Raw genomic sequence first — 16,633 nt, forward strand, 5'->3', positions numbered from 1 at the left:
CAGGCCAATCAGATCAGCTTCGCGCATCCTGAGGGGAACGCAAGACGGTTTGTCTGGACCAGCAGAGGTCCTGTCCGTTCGCAAGCGGCTGGTCCGCAGGGGCGCCGCCCAGCAGCACGGCCGCGGCCTTCCCTGAGGCCGCGATCTGCAGCCTTGTCGGCGCCTGCCTGATCGTCGCACGATCAGGCGATGGCCCGGCCGTGCGACGATTGCGACGTGACTAGACCTCCGGACATACTCGACGGGCGGGAGCGCAAGAAGCGGGCCACACGCCGGGCGTTGCGTTCCGCCACACTCGACCTCGCCTTGGAGCGAGGACTGGACTCGGTCCACATCAACGAGATCACGGCGCGCGCCGGGGTATCCCCGCGCACCTTCTTCAACTACTTCGAGACGAAGGAGGACGCCGCGCTCATCGACGCGCCTGGCATCGAGAAGCAGGATCTGCAGACGCTCAGCGCCGCACCCTCGGGCCAGGGCCTGTGGACCGAGCTCGGCAAGTTGTTCGCCGACGCCGCGGAGCGCACCACCCAGGAGATCACCGAGCTGCCGCGGCTGCTGCAACTGCAGGAGCGCACCCCCGCGCTTGTCGCTCGGCAACACGGACGCTTCATGCAGTTCGAGGCGGTGCTCGCAGAGGCCGTCGCCGCCCGCCTGGACGACGGACCCTCCGCACGGATGCAGGCAGAGCTGATCGCCGGCGCCGCCATGATCGCCCTCCGCGCCGGCACCCGCCAGTGGATCGCCGACGGGCAGCGGCGTCCGGCAGGCGTGTACGTCGAGGAGGCCTTCGCGCTTCTCGGCGAGCTCACCCTGGTCGGCGGCATGCAGCAAGAAGGGGTCCGGCAACCCTGATCTGCCCGGGACCGGTCACCTCGCGAGGTGACCGGTCCATCCGGCAGCCGTCAATCTCAGGTCGTGCGGGACTGACGTCGGCATGAGTCCGAGCCAAAGTTGACCGGTTTCCATTTTGCAGTTGATGCAACTTGCATTTGATGCAAATATAGAGCTGTGCGGACTTCCGTGAAGCCATCGAGCGGGCATGAGCGCACAGATCGCACCCGTTGCGCCAGTCGCGGCCGCCCAAGCCGCGGGAACCGGCGAGCAGGGGGCCCTGCCCGCCGACGCGAGGGCCGTCGAAAAGCTGGGGCCCGAACCTCAGCGAGAGGTTCGCCGCGGTCACGGAGCTCACCGCACAGGCCATCGACGCCCGGCAGGAAGGCCAGTCAGATGTGGGGTACCGACAGCATGTTCCTCAACGGCCCGTTCGCGCCCTGGCGCCAGGAGGGTGTGGCGTTCGACCTGGAGATCGAGGGTGCGCTGACCGACGAGCTGAGCGGTGCTCTGTTCCAGACGAGCGCCAGCCCGTATTACCGGCCGATCGAGCCAGACCGCCATCACTGGTTCGACAGTGACGGCATGGTGTGCGGCGTCCACCTGCGTGACGGGAGCGCGAGTTCTCGCAAGCGACACGTGGCCGGCCACAGCCGGGCTGAAGCTGGAGACGAAGGAAGGCCGGGCCCTCTTGGGACCGTTGATGAACGGCGGCTCCAACCCTCCGGCCATGCGATCAGGCCGCCCGCCCTTCAAGGATGGCGCTCCCGACACCCTGGAGACCGTAAGCGAACGGTACGACTTGAAGTGAGCGCTCACCGGCGGCCCGGTGACGCCCGATGACCTGGTACCGGGCAGACCGGCACGGCAATGTGCTCGACGTCCACGAATTCGAGATCGGAACGAGCGCATGGGGCGCGCTCACCGGTTCGGCTACTACGCCACGTCCGGCCGGGGCCCCTGGCACACCTATGGCCTTGCCAAGCACGACTTCCGGGCCGACCGCACCGAAACACCGACCATCCCCGGTCTGACCTGGCCCAGCGGAGCAGTGTTCTGCCCGCGAGGGGGCCACGAGCGAGGATGACGGCTGGGCGTCGGGGGTTGATCTCGACGCCGCAGCGCGTCGGAACTGATCCTTGCCGGAGACGACATCGGGCTGCGGCTGTGACCTGCACGCGCGGTCTCCATGCCGTGGATGAGACGCAAGGCGGCCCAGCCGGCGGCTGCGCCCCCGTTCTCGCCACGAGGACCCTGTCGACGCCTGGGTCAGACGTCGGCCGGAGCGTGAGCCACAACCGAGTCGACGCCGACATGTCGTCTCATACGCGCTGTTCGGACAAGGCCGTCCTGCCGGTGCGGACCCGCAACCGATACCCGAACCCATGAGGGGCAGGTCCTGCCATGTCATCCACCTCGGTCGACACAGTCCAGACCAGGCCGTCCGGCCAGAACCCCGCGCAATCCAAGCACCGATGGTGGGCACTGGCCGTGATCAGCCTCGCCCAGCTCATGGTGGTGCTCGATGCCACGATCGTGAACATCGCGCTGCCATCTGCGCAGAAAGCGCTGGACTTCGACAACAACGGGCGGCAGTGGGTCGTCACCGCGTACTCCCTGGCCTTCGGTAGTCTGCTACTGCTGGGCGGCCGACTCGCCGACCTCTTCGGCCGCAGGACGACCTTCATCATCGGCGTCGCCGGCTTCGCCGCCGCCTCGGCGGTAGGCGGCGCGGCCAACGGCTTGACCATGCTGGTCATCGCCCGCGCGGTGCAGGGGCTGTTCGCCGCACTGCTGGCACCGTCGGCACTCTCCCTGCTCACCACGACGTTCACCGACCCCAAGGAACGCGCCAAGGCGTTCGGCGTTTTCGGTGCCCTCTCCGGCTCAGGCGCCGCCATAGGCCTTGTCCTCGGAGGCATGCTCACCGAGTACCTGAACTGGCGCTGGACGCTGTACGTCAACGACGTCCTCGCCGCTCCGGCGCTGATCGGTGCGATTCTCTTGATCCGCCAGTCCGTCCCGGCCAAGCGGCCCCAGCTGGACATTCCGGGAGTGGTCCTGGTGTCCGGCGGCCTGTTCAGCATCGTCTACGGCTTCGCCAACGCGGAGACACACGGCTGGGGAAACTGGATGACCTGGGGGTTCCTCACCACAGGTGCCGCCCTGCTACTGGCGTTCTTCGTCTGGCAGACCCGGGCGAAGAACCCTGTCCTGCCGCTGCGCCTGCTGGCCGACCGCGACCGCGCCGCCTCCCTGTCGGCTCTTCTCATCTCGAATGCGGGGATGTTCGGCGTCTTCCTCTTCCTCACGTACTACCTGCAGTCGACGCTGGGCTACTCGCCCGTGAAGAGCGGCGTGGCCTTCCTGCCTCTGGTGGGCACGCTGATGGTGATGTCGCAGTCGGCAACCCGTTGGCTGGTGCCCAGGCTCGGCCCCAAGGTGGCCGTGCCGTTCGGTACGCTGCTGGCCGCGAGCGGCTTGGTCTGGCTGACCCGCCTCGGAATGCACAGCGGCTACGCGGCACACGTGCTGCCGCCGATGCTGCTGTTGGGCGCGGGTCTCGGTCTGGTCACGCCCACGGCGATGAGCTACGCCACCCTGGGCGTGCGCGCGGACGATCAGGGCGTGGCCTCGGCGGCCGTCAGCACCACGCAGCAGGTGGGCGGTGCGATCAGTACCGCGCTGCTCAACACCCTGGCCGCAAGCGCTGTCGCCGACTACGTGAAAGGCCACCTCACCGACCCGCTGGTCCAGGAGAAGGCGGCGCTGCACAGTTACTCCGTCGTCTACTGGTGGTCGGCCGGCTTTTTCGCCGTCGCCTTGATCGTCACCGTACTGATGTTCCGCCGCAGGAGGCGCGCAAGCGCGCCCACAGAGGATTCCCGGGCCACGGCCGCACCCGAGGCCGATACAGTCGGACAGACCAACCCCGCGGCCACCCTCTCGTCCGCCGGAGCCGATGACTCGGGCTGGGCGGATGCAGCCGCCGTCCGCGGACGGATACGGGACTGAGCGGGTGCGCCTGTGCCACACGCGGCGATCACCCTTCTGGACACGGCCGACCGCCAGGTGGCCCAAGCCGACCGCGGGCTGGACGACGCCCAGGTCACCCTGATCGATGCGGCCGGCAACGCTGTCGGCACCCGCACGACCAGTGTCGACGGAAGCTGCTCCCGCACCGGACTCTCCGGCCAGCAGTGCGTCGACATAGTGCTGGGCCACAAGGAACCCGTAGAAGCCGGTCCGGGCGACAACGACGTTTCTCAGCCGTGCTCCGCAAAGGCAATTTCATCCGGTCGTCTGTCCCCGACAAGGGGTCTTCGCTGCCGGGTCCGGCAGCGGCTCCCCACGACCGTCTTCGTGGCCCCGCAATGTCATTGCACCAGCGCTCCGAAGCGGGTGCCACCAGGTTGTTGCACACCTGGATTCGCTGAGCCGAGGTGCTCCTACGAATCCAGCCCAAGTGTGCTGGGGACGATGTCCGGCGGGCTCAGGGCACACTCGGCCCACACCGTCTTACCCTGTCGGGCGTGGCGTGTTCCCCAGTGTTCGGCGAGTTGGGCGACGAGTAGCAGACCGCGCCCCCCTTCGTCGAAGATACGGGCCCTGCGCAGGTGTGGGCTGGTACTGCTCGCGTCAGAGACCTCGCAGGTGAGGGTGCGATCGTGGATGAGCCGCAAACGGATGGGGGGACGACCGTAGCGAATGGCGTTGGTGACCAATTCGCTGACGATCAGTTCCGCCGTGAAGTCCAGGTCTTCCAGCCCCCAAACGGACAGCTGTGCGGAAACGTCCGCCCGGGCGAGAGCGACCGCGGCCGGATCAGCGTCAACGGACCAGGTGGCTACCTGGCGCTCCCCGAGCGCTTGGGTGCGGGCCAGCAGGAGGGCTACGTCGTCCCGTGGCCGATCGGCGGACAGCAAGGCTTCGAGGACGGTGTCACAGGCGGCTTCCAGTGAGGGGGTGCGCTGGGCGAGGGCGTGGCGCAGCCGGGTGAGACCGGCCTCGATGTCGTGGTCGGCGGACTCGATCAGGCCGTCGGTGTACAGGGCCAGGAGGCTGCCCTCCGGCAGGTCGACCTCCACCGCTTCGAACGGCATGCCCCCCAGGCCCAACGGCGGGCCGGCCGGCAGGTCAAGAAGGGTCACGATTCCGTCTGGGCTGACTACGGCGGGGAGCACGTGCCCCGCACGAGCGAGGGTGCAGCAGCTGGCGACTGGATCAAAAACGGCGTACAGGCAGGTGGCGCCGATATCCCCCGCTGATGCGACGTCCGGTTCGGCCATGGCTTCGGCAGACAGGCGGAGCACGACGTCGTCAAGGTGCGTGAGGAGTTCGTCGGGCGGCAGGTCTATGTCCGCCAGCGTGCGTACGGCGGTCCGCAGGCGGCCCATGGTGGCGGCGGCATGGATACCGTGGCCGACCACGTCACCCACCACCAGGGCGACGCGGGCACCGGACAGCGGGATCACGTCGTACCAGTCGCCGCCGACGCCGAGTTGGGCGGCCGCAGGAAGATAGCGGCAGGCCACCTCCACGGCGGACTGCGACGGCGTAACCCTTGGGAGAAGGCTGCGCTGCAGCGTCAAAGCTGTGCTGTGGGCTTGCGTGTAACGGCGGGCGTTGTCGATGGCTACCGCTGCTCGGGCTGCGATCTCCTGAGCGAGGAGGAGATCCTGCTCGTCGTAGAGGTCGGGGGTGCAGTGGCGGAAAAACTGTGCGACACCCAGCGTGCTACCTCGGGCGCGCAGCGGCACTACCAGTGTCGAGTGGATCCGCCGAGCATCGGTGTCAGGGCCGTGGGCCGGCCGCGCCGCCTGTCGGTCCTCAAGCAGGGACGCATGGATGTGACGCGAAGGCCGGCCGGAATCGAGGGCGAGAGCCAGTGGTGATCCGTCCGGAAAACTATGGAGCTGCTGCGGCGGTATAGAAGGCTCCGGACCGTTTTCCATCACCGACTGCTGCGCCACCCGGCGCACGACCGGTACCCCGCCCCGCTGGGGGCAGTTTCCAAGGGCCGAGTCAAGCATGTCGACGGTGACGGCGTCGGCGAAATACCCGGTAGCCAGGTCCGCCAGCTCCTGGGAGGTACGGACGATGTCCAGGGTGGTGCCGACGCGCATGCCCGCCTCGTTCACCACGGACATTCGCTGCCGAAGGTGGCGATCTCGCTCCTCGTGGAACATTATGACCTCTTGCTCCGAGAAGCGGTCCACGTACGCGGCCACGAGCGCGACCAGTTTGCGCATCGCCGCGCCGGCAAGTTCCGTGTCGTCGGTGAGTCGAGTGATCTCTTCGAGCAGCCTGTCGACGACGCAACTCTGCGCGAGCCGGAGTCCCCGCAACGTCGAGCTGACCGACTTCCCCCGCTGGGCCAGCCGACGCGCACCCTCCCCGCCGATAGCCGGCAGTGGGATCTCGCTCGGGTCGCTGCCCTGCTCAAGGCCGGGCAACGCGGCAGCAAAGTACTTGACTATGTTTTCCCTGGTCAGCCGTGCTACGTCCGGATCCTCCCAAAGTTCGGGAACCTCACGTTGCAGGCATCGCTCCACGTCGTGAATCAGCCGCTCCGCTCCCAGGCTGAGCTCATGCACGGCACTGGACACAACGCTGTCCACTGTGGGCTCCACAGCACCGACGTTACGCCGAACGAGGGCATATGCATCGCTTGAAGGCATACGGACCCGAGGATGCCGGGCAGCGAAGATCAGACACGCGGTATCGCACGTGCCGGGCGATAGGCACCGGGCAAGGCCTTGGAGCCGCAGGCCGGGCCCAGACAGGCCCAGCAGATCAGTTGCGTCTGCGGCTTCCCGGCCATGATCTCGCCCATAACCGCCTGCGTGACGGCGCCCGGACAATCCCTTCCGCGCGCTCCAGGCAGAAACGGTCCGGCGGACGCCACAGCAGTCCTCGCCGCTCTCAAGCTCACCGAGCGACTCCGACCGGCCCAGGCTCCTCGCCTCGGACCGTCGGTGTACTCGTCGCCCCCCCGTCACGTCCGGATCCGCAAGTTCGCCCTGTGCTGCCTGTCACTTGACCCGAGCCAAAAATAACGGCAACACTGTAGCCATTATGGAACTCTGGTCCGAACCCCAATCCGACTCGCGATTCGTGGTCGTCGATGATCTACGGGTCCACTACAAACGCGCCGGACACGGGCCGACGGTCGTGCTGCTGCACGGCAGCGGCTCGTCCTTGCACCATTTCGAAGACGTGGCGGGCGCGCTGGCGGCGTCGTTCGACGTCATCCGCCCCGATCTGCCGGGGTGGGGCCTCACCGGGCCACGCGCCGACCGGGACTACCGCGTCCCGACGTACGCGGCGACGGTCGCCCGTTTCCTCGACGTACTGGGCGTGCGCAGCAGTGCTGTGGTCGGCAACTCGCTGGGCGGCAACATTGCCTGGAACTACGCACTGGAGCATCCGCATCGGGTCAGCGGCCTGGTGCTCGTGAACGCCACCGGCTACCCGGAGAAGTCGGTCCCGGCCGGTCTGCGACTGGCACGCAGCCCGCTGCTGCGTCCCGTGCTGCGCCTGGCAATGCCTCGCCGCGTGATCGAGCGGAACCTGCGCTCGGCCGTCGGCCCGCACTCGGACATCGTCGACGAGGAGATGGTGGAGCGGGCGCACCAGCTCATGAGCCGACCCGGAAACCGGTCGGCTTTCATCGACTTCGTCAATACGGACCAGCCCGACCGCAGTGCGGACATCCCGTGCATCGCGGTGCCGACGCTGGTGCTGCGCAGCGCGAGCGTCGACGGCCAGCACTTCGCCCGTGACATCCGGGGCGCTCAGGAAATGGTTCACAGCGAAGGGGGCCATCTGTTGCCGGAAGAAGACCCGCAATGGGTCGGCGGCGCCATAGCGAAGTTCCTCGACTCCCGCGAGGACATCGCGCAGCAAGGAGAACGAGCGTGAAGTACTTCATAGCCGCCGGCGAGGACCACCGCCTCGACCCGGTCTCGCGGCAGGACCTGCGCGGTAGCTTCGTCGAGCTGTCCGACGGTGTCACCCACTACGCGCTGGCCGGGCCCGACGGCGGCGAGGTGGTCCTGCTTGCCGGCGGGCTGACGGTCCCGCTGTTCTATTGGGACGGCCTGGCGGCGGAACTGCACACCCGGGGGCTGCGTACCCTGGCCTGCAGCGCCTACGGGCGCGGCTACTCCGACCGGGTGCGGGCGACGTACGACGAAACACTGTTCGTCCGCCAGCTCGCCGAATTGACGGACCGGCTCGGCATCGGCCGGCCGGTGCACCTCGTCGGCACCTCCATGGGCGCCCTTGTCGCGATGCAGTACGCCACGCGGCATCGGGAGTCCCTGGCGACCCTGACATTGGCGGGACCTGCGGGACTCATCCGGCAGAAGCTGCCGCCGCACCGACTGCTCGCCAGCGACCTGCTGGCCGGTTTCGTGGCCCGGCGGTCCGGGCGCCGGCTGTTGGAGAGCCACCTGGGCCACAACGTGCGTGATCCGGAGCGCTCCGCCGAGCTGACGGCGATGGTTCTCGAAGCCTACAGCTACGAAGGTTCGCTCTACGCGTTCTTCGACACACTCCAGCATCTGCCGCTGTCCGGCCGCACCGAGCTGTTCCGGCGCGCGGGAACGCTGGAGATACCGACGTTGCTGCTCTGGGGCGAGGACGACAAAGTCACGCCGATCGGTCAACTCGCTGCCGCGCGCTCCCTGCTGAAGCCGCAGCAGTGCCATGTCATCCAGGACTGCGGCCACATGGCCCCCTATGAACAGCCCCGGGAAGTCGCCGAACGGATCGCGTCGTTCACGGCAACGCGCGTGGAAAGGCAGGACTGATGAAACACCACAAACCTCTCGACATCCTGATCATCGGTGCCGGGCCTGCAGGGACGACGCTGGCGATCGACCTCGCACGCCGCGGCCTCGACATCCGCATCGTCGACAAGTCGGATCACGCCTTCGACGGCTCACGGGCCAAGGGCATCCAGCCCCGCACCCTGGAGGTCCTGGAGGACCTCGGAGCGCTCGACGACGTCATCGCCGGCGGCAGCACCTATCCGCTCGCCGGGATCCATCTCGGCCCTCTCGCAGCCCCGTGGCCGATGATGCGCAACCGGCAGCCGAGCACGGACGTTCCGTATCCCAACACATGGTTGATACCGCAGTACCGTACCGACCGCGCGCTGCACAGCCGCCTCGCACAGCTCGGGCACCACGTCGAGTTCGCGACGGAGCTGGTCGAACTGGACCAGGACACCGACCTCGTCAGCGCCAGGGTGTCGAGCCCCGCAGGGATCGAGGAGATCGCCGCCCGGTATGTCGTCGGCGCCGACGGCGGTTCGAGCACCGTCCGCAAACAGCTCGGGATCGGCTTCGCCGGATCGACGGACGAACAGGACCGGATGCTCGTCGTGGACGCCGTCACCACGGGCCTGTCCCGTGACCGATGGCACATGTGGCCCCGTACCGGGGGGAAGTTCATCGGCGCCTGCCCCCTGCCGCACAGTAACCTCTTCCAGTGGATGATCCGACCGCCGATCGACGAGGAGCCCGTGCCCGACGTGGCGCGGCTCAACGACCAGATCCGCTCGGCCACCGGCAACCGGCGTATCACACTGAGCGAGATTCAGTGGACGTCGGTGTTCCGTCCCAACATCCGCCTCGCTGAGAACTACGGCCAGGGACGGGTCTTCATCGCCGGCGACGCCGCGCATGTACATCCCCCGGCCGGTGGCCAGGGACTGAACACCGGCATCCAAGATGCCTACAACCTCGGCTGGAAGCTCGCCCAGGTCCTGGCCGGCGCCGCCCCCGGGCTACTGGACACCTACGAGGCCGAACGGATGCCGATCGCCGCCGGAGTGCTCGGCATGTCGGCGAAGAAGTACGAGGGCATCGCCAAGCTCGACCCGTCGAGCATCAGCCGCGGCAAGGACGAACAGCAGCTCGCCCTCAGCTACTTCGGCGGCCCCCTCGCGCCCCACGACAGCGACCGCACCAAAAAGCTGCGCGTCGGTGACCGCGCCCCGGACGCCGTCCTGACGGGCCGCGACGGGGAACAGGTCAGGCTCTTCGACATCTTCCGCGGAACGCACTTCACCGCCCTCGCCCACGGCCGCCGCGCCGCCGAGGCCCTGGACCGGCTCGAATGGCCGGCAGCCGGCGCAGAGGTGAAGCGGATCGCCGTAGGCTCCCCCGCCGATAGCGCGGACCACTTCCTCACCGACTCCGCGGGGACGCTCGGGCAGGTGCACGGGATCGCCGGGGAGGCCCTGCTGCTCGTCCGCCCCGACGGTTACATCGGTCACATCGCGACCCAGGACTTCCTCACCGGTACCCGCACCGCCATCGAGGCGATGACACCTCCCGCAAGGAGTCGCATCGTGTCGGAATCCTCCGCCGGTACAGGAGTCGCCGAATGAGCCGCACCTTGCTGCGCGGTGCACAGGTCATCACCATGGCGCCCGGCCGCCCCGACGCCGAATGCGTCGACATCCTCGTCGAAGGCGACCGCATCGCCATGATCGGCGAGGATCTGGACGCGCCCGATGCCGAACCCGTGGACCTCACCGGACGGGTGGTCATCCCCGGCCTGGTCAACGCCCACCTGCACACCTGGCAGACCGGGCTGCGGTCCGTGGGTGCCGACTGGACGCTCATGGAGTACCTCACGCATCTGCACGGAGGCGCCGTCCAGCACTACAGGCCCGACGACATGTACATCAGCAATCTCGCCGGTGCCCTGAACCAGATCAACTGCGGCACCACCACTCTCGGCGACTGGTGCCACAACAGCCTGACGCCCGAGCACGCCGACGCAGCCGTCGAAGGGCTCGTGCGAGCCGGCATACGCGCCGTCTTCCTGCACGGCACCCCCTACCGGGACCCGGACCTGCCCCATCCGCTCGCCGAGACAGACCGCCTCCTTGACGGCCCCGTCCGCGGCCATGCCCTGCTCACGCTCGGCATGGCCGTCCAGGGCCCGCAATACTCCTCCCCCAACACCGCGGTGGCCGATTTCCGGGCCGCGGCCGAACGCGGTCTCGTCGTGTCCCTCCACCAGAGCGGTGGGGGCCTCGCGCCCGGCTGGGACGCCGTACGCGATGCCGGGTTGTTCAGCCCTCATACCAACGTGGTGCACGGCTCGGACCTGCCCGACGGCTGGATGAAGACGCTCGTCGAGGCCGGCGTCACCTTCACCAGCACACCCGAGAACGAACTCGGCCAGGGCCACGGCACCCCCGTCACCGGCTCCCTGCTGCGCCTCGGGGGGGCTCCTTCGCTCGGCACCGACGTCGACACCGTCGTACCCGGCAAGGTCCTCACCGCCGCCCGCGTCGCCCTTGCCCACCAGCGCAGCCTCGATCACGCTCAGCACCGCCAGACCACCGGCACCTTCGCCGACAGGCCGTCGGTCACCGCCAAGCAGGCTCTGGAGTGGGCCACCATCGAAGGGGCGAAGGCGCTCGGCCTGGCCGACCGGGTCGGCCGCATCGAGTCGGGCATGCAGGCCGATCTGGTAGCCGTCGACAGCCGCGCCCTCAACCTATGGCCCGCCCACAACCCGATTGCTGCTGTCCTGCACTCGGACATCGCGAACATCGAGGCGGTCATGATCGCCGGACGCTGGCGCAAGCGTGACCACGTCCTGCTTCACCCGGACATCGACGAGGTCAAGGACCGGCTCCTGGATTCAGGCCAACGGCTCCTCCACGCGATGGGCGCAGCGTGAGAACTCGTCCTCGGCTGCCCGAGACATCCGGGCAGCCGCGCTTCGGCGAGCGTCCACGCCGACCAGCCCCACCACGCGGGGCGGCGTTCTGGCTGGTGGCCCTGGCCTTCGCCGTGACGATGCTGGGCACCACTTTGCCGACCCCGCTGTACGTGCTCTACCAGCATCGCCTGGGCTTCTCGACCGCCATGACCACAGTGATCTTCGCCGCGTACGCGGTGGGGATCCTGACCGCGCTGGTGCTGTTCGGACGTGCGTCGGATGCCGTCGGACGACGGCGCACGCTGCTCCCCGGACTCGCCTGCGCCGCACTCAGCGGGCTGCTGTTCCTGGGCGCGGACAACCTGCCCCTGCTGATCGCCGGACGCGTGCTCTCGGGACTCTCCGCAGGCATCTTCACCGGCACTGCTACCGCGACACTGGTCGACCTCGCCGACGCGGACGACAAGGAACGCGCCACCCTGGTGGCCACGGCCGCGAACATGGGCGGACTGGGTGCAGGACCTCTGCTGTCCGGGCTGCTCGCCCAACTCGCCCCCATGCCGTTGCGCTTGCCGTTCGAGGTGCACCTCGGGATGCTCACCCTGGTGACGGTCGGTGTGTGGCTCATGCCGGAGCCGGTCAAGGTCACCGGACGGCTGCGGCTGAGCATGACCCGACCGCGGGTGCCCGAGGAGGCGCGGGCCACCTTCGCGCGGGCATCGATCGCCGGTTTCGCCGGCTTCTCGGTGCTCGGGCTGTTCACGGCTGTCGCACCGTCCTTCCTGGGGCATCTCCTGCACTTGCACAGTGCCGCGTTGTCCGGCTCCGTGGTCTGCGCGGTATTCGCTGCTTCGGCCATCGGTCAGGTCACGCTCGTACGACCGTTGGGCCCAGCAGCCCTGCCCGTCGGGTGCGGTCTGCTGATCGGAGGCATGGCCCTGCTGATCGCGGGACTCGCCGCGGGGTCGCTGGTGCTCCTGGTGGGCGCCGCCGTGACGGCCGGTCTCGGGCAAGGAGTGAGCTTTCGCGCCGGACTCACCGCGATCAACGCCGAAGCGCCCAGTGGACAGCGGGCGGAGATCGCTTCGACGTACTTCATCCTGCTCTACGTCGCGATCTCCCTGCCCGTGGTGGGCGTCGGGGTGATGGCCGACGTGGTGGGCCTTCGGACAGCCGGGATCGGCTTCAGCGTGGCGGTGTCCCTGCTGGCCTCCAGCGCCTTGATGGCTCTGCGTCGAGGCCGACGTGAACGGTAAACCCCGCTTGCTCTCGGTGCCTCCGTCGCCGCGATGCCCCCCAGGAGTCTGCGTCTGACCACGGGTGGTTCGCGAGGGGTTTCAGGCGCGGCCCGTCGTTCGCGGCGCGACGCGAGCAAGGCCCTCAGCCTGCCGAGGCGAGCCGCAGTCGTCGCGCATCAGCGGGGGTTGGCCTTGTGGCGCTCCATCCATTCGAACATCAGCTGGAGGACCTGGGGCAACTTGGAAACGGCACAGTGTCCCGTGTCCGGAAGCAGGTGGACTTCCGTGTCCCGGCGGCCCTCGAAAACGAGAGTGTCGTGCTGGGGAACGTGAACGTCCTCGGCACCGTTCATCACGAGCATCGGAACGTTGACGTCGAGGTCGAGTAGCGGGCGCAGTGCGAACGACGGCCAACTCTGGGCCAGTTCGGCGTGGGTCGGTTCGTGGTCGAATCCCAACGCGTTGCCGACGATGCCGTCCATGCCGTGCGCGAAGGTCCGGCCCCGGGCGAACGCCGCCTCGACCGGCCCCCCGATGACGACCGCTGCGTCGACATCGCCGGCCAGGCCCGAACAGGCCGAGAAATGCCCGCCCATGGAGATGCCCAGATGCAGTACGCGCCCATTGCCCAGCGCCCGCGCATCGGCGGCCAGTGCGCGTACGATGTCGGCGCCGTCCTCCGAGTCCATGGGCCCGGCGCACTCACCGGTGCCGGGGATGTCGAAGGTCAGCACGCCCATGCCGGTGCGCAGGGCGACCTCCTCGAAGAGCCCGTGGAAGTCCATTTTCCAGGTGTCCACTCCACCGCTGGCAAGCAGGATGGGGGCGTCACCGGACCAGCCGGGCGGTGTGAGAAGGTGCACGGGTACGACCGTGCCCCCATGCTCACCCAGCACCTGGACCATACGGCGCTCGAACCCGACCTTGAAACCGGGAACGGCAAGCATGTACTGCTCAAGCTGCCGCTCCAGCGCCATGCGCCTCGCGTCGTCCGTCAAGGCGGGGAACTTCGCCCATCCGTAGGCCAGCGCCGCAAGTTGGTGCCGATGGTGCCGGACATACCCGGCGGCGAGTCGCGACCACTCGTACACCCATCCCCCCGGCTGGTCGAGCCACATATCGGCGACCGCGGATCGGACGGTGTCGACATCCTCGGCCGGCAGACCGCTGCTCACCATCTGCCGGTACCGCTCTGCGAAGAGGTCCTCCGGGGCGAGCTTCCACTGGTAAGGCATGCGGACACCTACTTTCTGCTGGCATTGACACAGAACTTGGCCTGAGCACGTTCGCTCCAAAGGGCTGATCGCGAACAGGACACGACTTTCACCGAGCCGGATGGGAGGACGGAGGGAGGAAAGCCAGAACTGAAAGAGAGTCAGGAACGCAGGGAACTGATCAGGGCACTACGGCCAGAAGCCGCCGTTCCCAGCCGGAGAGTGCCGGACTCTCCTCGGTCAGCGATCGTCCCCCTCTACATCTACCGAACCGTAATGTCCGACCTAGCAGAACTCAAGTTTCACATGAGAGGACATGATTGGACGACTTCCGGTATCGTCAACGCCTGCGTCGGCAGCATCGTCGGCGGCGCCATGATGCTCATGCCTGCCGCTCCAGCTGATCGACGACGACAGCGCTCCCCCACGCCCGGCCGCCGCGCGCTGCCGCCCTCCTGGGAAAGCGCTGCCCCGCGGTCCGGGGTCCGCGTCCAGAGCGGCCGCCTGCCGACTCACTCCCCGACCAGCACATGAAGGTGGCGCATGCAACGCTCCGCTCAGCCCCCGCAGCACCACGGCCTTACCGATCACCCCGCCCCCTCGCCGCTGTCCGAAGCGCACCGACGGGCGGTCCGCCTGGACCGCACCTTCCTCGCCCCCAACGCCGCGTGCTTCGGCACCGCGGTCGTCCTGGGAGCGGTTCCCGGCGACCCGCTCGCCACGCGGCTTTTCGGCACCGACCTGACCCTCGGGCTGTCGCTCTACCTGCTCCAGGCCGTGGTCCTGCTGGCGACGGCCCGCCGATTCGACCGCGGCTCTGCACGCCTGCTGGACCCGCTGCAGCGCGTACCCGCGGAAGCGGACGCGCCCACCATGCCCGTCGGGCAGATCCGGGGACGGAGATGAACGGCAAGAGCGCCGTCCTCGCGGCAGCAGGTGACCACCATGCCCTGGTCCTGAGCTCCTTCATGCTCTTCATGGTTGTCGCACTCTTCGGCTCGGTCTTCGCGGGCCTGAACGGAGATGCCCCGAAGGAGTTCTACATCGGCGACCGGCAGAGTTCGGCATGGAAGAACGGTCTGGCGTTGGTGGGATGTTATGTCTCCACATCCCTTCTCCTCAGCGTGACCGGTGTCGTGGCGACCATCGGCTTCGACGGCATCACCACCACGACCAACGTGCTTCTGTCGCTGGGTGTGCTCCTGCTGCTGGTCCGGCCCGTTCAGCTCAGTGGCGCCCTGACGCTCGGCGACCTGTTCACGCTCCGGGCACCGGGCATCGCACCTCGGGTGGCCGCCGCGGTGACCGTTCTCGTGGTCACTGCTCCCTTTCTCGTGGCGCAGCTCATCGCCGCCGGCAGCGTCACCGCCGCTCTGCTCGGGTTCTCCGGCCTCGGCATACAACAGATGTGCACCGTGCTGATCGGAGGCCTGGTGGTCACCTGCGGCATGCTGAGCGGCGCCAAGGGGATCACCGTCGTACAGGTACTCGCCGCAGTCATCACGCTCACGGCCATGATCTTCGCGTCCGTGGCCGTGCTCCGACTCTTCCACGGAGATGTCGGCTCCCTCATCGCCACCGCGGACGCACACAGCACCCGCCCAGGCCGGTACCTGAATTCGGGCGGTCTCTTCAACACCGGGGGAACACCGCGTCTGGACTTCGCAGCCGGCCAGGTCATGACCATCCTCGGCGGAGCGTGCATGCCTCACGTTCTCAACCGCGTCGCCGCGGCGAAGGACACCGCCACGGCACGCCGCTCCGTCCGTTACGCAGCCGGAGTCGTCGCCTTCGTGTGCGTGACCGTGGTCATCCTGGGCTTCGCTGCTTCCGCGCGAGTCGGCGCTCACACCATCCTCGGCGCCCAGTCGAACGCGGACGACTCCCTGATGCTCCTGGCCGGCAGCCTCGAAAGCGGCCTCGGAGCTGGACTGGGCCGCCTGCTGTTCACCGCGCTCGCCTGCGCGATCTTTCTCAGCGTGCTCGCCGTCGTCGGAAGCATCACGCTGGCGGCGGCCGGCACCCTCGCCCGGGACGCTTACCACCTCGTCCAGCACAGACGGTCGGATCCGGCGCGTGAACTGATGGTGGCGCGTGTCGCCGTCCTGCTCTTCGGCAGCCTCGGCATCCTTCTCGCCGTAGTCTCGCAGGGACACTCTGCCGCTCTCCTCGCCCAGTTCGCCACGTCCGTGGCCGCGTCGACCGTGGCGCCGGTTCTGATCTACACGTTCTACTGGGACCGCTTCAACCGAACCGGTCTGCTGTGGACCGTGTACGGCGGAATCATCCTGAGCGTGGGTCTGCAGGTCTCCTCGCCTTCCGTCTCGGGCGGCCCTCAGGCGTTCCTGCCGAACTCCGACATCGCCTGGTTCGACCACAGCACCCCGGTTCTGGTCTCCGTCCCGGCCGCCTTCCTGCTCGGCTGGGCCGGCAGCCTCGTGGGGCGCCGCCGGGCCCAGCGTCACCAGGCCGAGGGCACCTCGACGACCAGCACTGTTCTGCTCATCGGGCGGACGGCCGCGGCGACCGCGTCTACAGCACCCACGGCTGTGCGTCGAGCAGTGGAGTGAGCAGTTCCCGGGACCTCTCCGGGGTGATGACGCCGGCGGGGTCCATACCAAGGCATCCCGTCCGGCCGACTCGCTTCGCGTC

The 16,633-nt window shown here is 68.3% G+C and carries 12 protein-coding genes; 10 read left to right on the plus strand and 2 right to left on the minus strand.

Going from position 1 to position 16,633, the window contains the following annotated elements; all coding sequences use genetic code 11:
• The first annotated feature begins 216 nt into the window (after nucleotides 1-216).
• The 3 genes from OHB00_RS06990 to OHB00_RS07000 all read left to right on the plus strand — a co-directional run bounded on the left by OHB00_RS06990 (nucleotide 217) and on the right by OHB00_RS07000 (nucleotide 3,849).
• Nucleotides 217-855, plus strand: coding sequence for a TetR/AcrR family transcriptional regulator (locus tag OHB00_RS06990; protein ID WP_406432332.1), 639 nt, complete (start codon nucleotides 217-219; stop codon nucleotides 853-855).
• A gap of 393 nt (nucleotides 856-1,248) precedes the next feature.
• The gene (locus OHB00_RS06995) at nucleotides 1,249-1,677 is read left to right on the plus strand and encodes a carotenoid oxygenase family protein (protein ID WP_406432334.1); all 429 of its coding nucleotides are present in this window, start codon (nucleotides 1,249-1,251) and stop codon (nucleotides 1,675-1,677) included.
• A 561-nt stretch (nucleotides 1,678-2,238) separates the two neighbouring features.
• Nucleotides 2,239-3,849 carry an MFS transporter gene (locus tag OHB00_RS07000; protein ID WP_406432336.1) on the plus strand — a complete coding sequence of 537 codons (1,611 nt, stop codon included), beginning with the start codon at nucleotides 2,239-2,241 and terminating at the stop codon, nucleotides 3,847-3,849.
• A 434-nt stretch (nucleotides 3,850-4,283) separates the two neighbouring features.
• Here OHB00_RS07000 and OHB00_RS07005 read toward each other — a convergent pair whose 3' ends face one another.
• On the minus strand, nucleotides 4,284-6,515 hold the full coding sequence (locus OHB00_RS07005) for a SpoIIE family protein phosphatase (RefSeq protein WP_406432338.1): 2,232 nt from the start codon (nucleotides 6,513-6,515) through the stop codon (nucleotides 4,284-4,286).
• A 397-nt stretch (nucleotides 6,516-6,912) separates the two neighbouring features.
• On the opposite strand from OHB00_RS07005, the gene OHB00_RS07010 reads away from it, so the two are divergent.
• Genes OHB00_RS07010 through OHB00_RS07030 form a run of 5 tightly spaced genes read left to right on the plus strand, consistent with a single transcriptional unit; the run spans nucleotide 6,913 to nucleotide 12,785 of the window.
• Nucleotides 6,913-7,758, plus strand: coding sequence for an alpha/beta fold hydrolase (locus OHB00_RS07010; protein WP_406445637.1), 846 nt, complete (start codon nucleotides 6,913-6,915; stop codon nucleotides 7,756-7,758).
• Nucleotides 7,755-8,651, plus strand: a complete 897-nt coding sequence (locus tag OHB00_RS07015) for an alpha/beta fold hydrolase (protein WP_406432340.1) — start codon at nucleotides 7,755-7,757, stop codon at nucleotides 8,649-8,651. Before OHB00_RS07010 ends, OHB00_RS07015 begins: the two co-directional genes overlap by 4 nt.
• Entirely contained in the window at nucleotides 8,651-10,237 is a 1,587-nt protein-coding gene (locus OHB00_RS07020; protein ID WP_406432342.1) for an FAD-dependent oxidoreductase, read from the plus strand. The genes OHB00_RS07015 and OHB00_RS07020 overlap by 1 nt, the downstream gene beginning before the upstream one ends.
• Nucleotides 10,234-11,547, plus strand: coding sequence for an amidohydrolase family protein (locus tag OHB00_RS07025; RefSeq protein ID WP_406432344.1), 1,314 nt, complete (start codon nucleotides 10,234-10,236; stop codon nucleotides 11,545-11,547). The genes OHB00_RS07020 and OHB00_RS07025 overlap by 4 nt, the downstream gene beginning before the upstream one ends.
• Nucleotides 11,544-12,785: an MFS transporter gene (locus OHB00_RS07030; RefSeq protein ID WP_406432346.1), complete on the plus strand. Its 1,242-nt coding sequence runs from the start codon at nucleotides 11,544-11,546 to the stop codon at nucleotides 12,783-12,785. Before OHB00_RS07025 ends, OHB00_RS07030 begins: the two co-directional genes overlap by 4 nt.
• Before the next feature lie 158 nt (nucleotides 12,786-12,943).
• Here the strand turns inward: OHB00_RS07030 and OHB00_RS07035 are convergent, their stop codons facing one another.
• The gene (locus OHB00_RS07035) at nucleotides 12,944-14,002 is read right to left on the minus strand and encodes an alpha/beta hydrolase (protein WP_406432348.1); all 1,059 of its coding nucleotides are present in this window, start codon (nucleotides 14,000-14,002) and stop codon (nucleotides 12,944-12,946) included.
• 522 nt (nucleotides 14,003-14,524) lie between these two features.
• Here OHB00_RS07035 and OHB00_RS07040 point away from each other — a divergent pair.
• Both OHB00_RS07040 and OHB00_RS07045 read left to right on the plus strand, forming a co-directional pair.
• Complete coding sequence (locus OHB00_RS07040; RefSeq protein WP_406432350.1) at nucleotides 14,525-14,887, plus strand: hypothetical protein; 363 nt, start codon at nucleotides 14,525-14,527, stop codon at nucleotides 14,885-14,887.
• Nucleotides 14,884-16,551 (plus strand): sodium:solute symporter family transporter, encoded by a 1,668-nt coding sequence (locus tag OHB00_RS07045; protein WP_406432352.1) that lies wholly within the window; start codon nucleotides 14,884-14,886, stop codon nucleotides 16,549-16,551. The genes OHB00_RS07040 and OHB00_RS07045 overlap by 4 nt, the downstream gene beginning before the upstream one ends.
• Nucleotides 16,552-16,633 lie beyond the last annotated feature (82 nt).

The organism is Streptomyces sp. NBC_00631 (genome assembly GCF_045206895.1).
In the GTDB taxonomy this organism is placed as follows: Bacteria; Actinomycetota; Actinomycetes; order Streptomycetales; family Streptomycetaceae; genus Streptomyces.